Origin of the sequence: Lacisediminihabitans sp. (genome assembly GCF_036404185.1) — a bacterium.
Lineage (GTDB): Bacteria > Actinomycetota > Actinomycetes > Actinomycetales > Microbacteriaceae > Lacisediminihabitans.
In genome coordinates this window covers 1-2,712 of sequence record NZ_DASWPB010000218.1, presented here as the reverse complement: position 1 = coordinate 2,712, position 2,712 = coordinate 1, and the positions used below count along the sequence as shown (strand labels likewise).

Genomic DNA, 2,712 nt, shown 5'->3' with positions numbered 1-2,712 from the left:
CAGCCCCCTCGACATTTTGTTGACAGAAGCTATCCTGTGAGTTGGTGGAAGGGCTCGGATGGTGTGGACGCCGAAGTCGTCTCAGAGATGCTGCCCAATACGGCTGCCCGAAAGTTCAGCCTCTAGGTGACGGTCTGGCGTAGTCAGGGTTTTTGTCGGTGTAGCGGGACCAGGGGATGGTTGCTGGGTGTCAAAGGCCTCGTGGATGACGGCGGATACCTGGATTCCGCCTAAAAGCATATTCGTTCATAGATGATCTATTACTTGACATAATGTACATTATCAGCGTTCACGTCAGACTCTGTGGACCGGGCATCCGCCGGCCGGACGGTCACGCTTGTGTCGCCTGAAAAACGCGGCCACGGCGAGCTCTGCGGACGCTGGCGGGCAACACGGCGGCAAAGTTGTTGTGTGCCCGTTCCCGGTGGCGGGAGAAACGAGTGGCCGCGGCGCCAAGATCGCCAGGCGGCGGGGGTTGTCTGTGTGTCCGCGGAACACGATCTCCCGCCGCGAGGTCAAGCGAGCAGGGCCGGGACACATTACTTGACATAATATGCGCCAGCCCGGGATCGCGCCGCGCTAGGCCTGCGGCCCCAGGAACCGCTCGAGTGCCTCGACGACGAGCGCATGGTCGTCCGCCTGGGGAAGGCCCGACACCGTCACGGTGCCGATCGGGCCGGAATCCCTGATGGTGATCGGGAACGATCCACCGTGGGCGGCGTACAGCATGGTGTCGTTCCAGGAGCGCTCCTCGAAGGGCGTCCCCGTCGCGCGGTGGCGCAGGCCAACGAGGAAGGAGCTGTTCCCGAAGCGCCGGACGGTGCGCGCCTTGCGGAGCACCCACTGGTCGTTGTCCGCCGCGGTACCCGGCAACGCGGCGTGGAACAGCTGCTGTTCCCCCCTGGTGATGTCGATCGTGACCGCCAGCGAGCGTTCCGTGGCGATGCCGACCAGCAGGCTGCCGAGCTCCCAGGCATCGGTGAGGCTGAACCTCGTGAAGACCAGGCGCCTTTCCTGCTCTTCGATCTGGGCGATGAGGGTGTCGACGTCTTCGGACATGGGGATGCCTTCCTTGTGGTCTGCTCTGTCGAACGACAACTGACTCCGAACCAGGTCAACCAGTTGCGGTGGGTCGTACGGCTCCGTCGTCGTCGCGAGTTCGTCGAGCGACCACCAGCGGTGCTCGAGCACGTCGACGTGTTCCTCGGGGGTCCAGTTCGCGTCGGAGGGAACGAACGTCGTGGTCCTGGTGACGTAGTACTCGGCGTGGCCGGTGTCGTGATCGCCTCCGCGATAGTCGACGACAAAATCGAGGCTCCAGACCGGATCCCCCAGGTTGTCGAGGTCGAGGCCGGTCTCCTCGAAGAGCTCACGACGGGCGCCCTCCGCGTGGGTCTCCCCCGGCTCCACTCCCCCGCCCGGCGTGATCCACCTGGTCGGTTGGTCGGGGACAGAGCCCTTGGTGAGGAACAGCAGCACTCGATCCTGGTGGTCGAAGACCAGGATGCGCGAGGTCAGCCGGTGGCGGTCCTTCATGCGCGCGGCGTCACCGGAAGGTAGCGGTCCCACCAGTCGAGCACGGCCTCGAACCGCTGGAGCCGGTGACGGGGCCGCCCGCCGCGGCTCAGCTCGTGGTTCTCGCCGGGGAAGATCAGCATCTCCGCGGGGACGCCGCCCCGTTTGAGTGCGGCGTAGTAGCGCTCCCCCTGACCAAGCGGGCAGCGCAGGTCGTCGGCGGAGTGCAGCACGAGAGTGGGCGTTCTCACCTGGTCGACCACCGCCTGCGGGCTCTGCGCCCGCATCTGCTCCGGGTCGGTTCCCGCGTATTCCTCGCTGAAGTAGCTGCCGATGTCGGAGGTCCCGATGAAGTACTCGGGGTCGAGATAGCCTCGCTCGACGATGGCTCCGGCGAAGCGATGATCATGGCCGATGGTCCACGCCGTGAGGTATCCGCCGTAGGAGCCGCCCATGATGCCGAGGCGCCCGGCGTCGAAGGAGTCGTTGGCGGCCAACGCTCCCTCGAGGAAGTCCAGCACATCCGTGTAGTCGACGGTGCCGAGGCGCTTTTGGATCGCGCGCCCGTGGGCCTCTCCGTAGCCGGCGGCGCCGCGCGGGTTGCACATGACGACGGCGTAGCCGGCATCGACGTAGACCTGCGCCTCATCGAAGAAGGAGACCCCGTACTGGGCGAACGGCCCACCGTGGATGTTCAGCAGCACCGGATGCGGACCCTCCCCCCGCGGGGTGAGGACCCAGCCGTGAACCGGGTATCCGTCCCTCGCCTGGACGGTGGTCTCGACCGGTTCGACGAAACCGGCCTCCCGCAATGACGAGGAGAAATCGGTGAGGGTTATCAGGCGCCCGTCGACGATCGTGCCGAGCTCGCCCATCGTCCCTGGGCCGGTGAAGCTCACCACGACGGTGCCGGCGACGGCGTCGTGTCCCGTCACCGCGAGGTCACCGGAGACGACGGTGGTCGTCGCGCCGTCCGCCGCCACCCTCAGCAGCTCGATGCGTCCCCTGGTCCGGTTCTGCACGAGGACCCCGCCGTCGGTGACGGTCAGCCCGGTCGTCTCCCCCAGATCGACCGTCTCGACCGCGGTGAGCCGACGCGAGGATGCGCCGGACCGCTCGATCACGTAGAGCTGGTCGCTCCTGCCGACGAAATCGGTTCCGGTCTCGCCGAGGTCGGTGGCGACGAAGAACAGCTCG

General features: G+C 66.4%; 2 protein-coding genes. Both read right to left on the bottom strand.

Features of this window, described 5'->3' with window-relative positions:
- Positions 1–579 precede the first annotated feature (579 nt).
- Positions 580–1,536 (bottom strand): heme-degrading domain-containing protein, encoded by a 957-nt coding sequence (locus VGC18_RS15350; protein ID WP_331098974.1) that lies wholly within the window; start codon positions 1,534–1,536, stop codon positions 580–582.
- Positions 1,533–2,712: S9 family peptidase (locus VGC18_RS15345; RefSeq protein ID WP_331098972.1), on the bottom strand; the 1,180-nt coding region annotated here is incomplete at its 5' end. The genes VGC18_RS15350 and VGC18_RS15345, both read right to left, overlap by 4 nt.

Bases quoted from the DNA above. Each gene is read 5' to 3' on its own strand.
- VGC18_RS15350 (WP_331098974.1), bottom strand. From the start codon at position 1,536: ATGAAGGACCGCCACCGGCTGACCTCGCGCATCCTGGTCTTCGACCAC.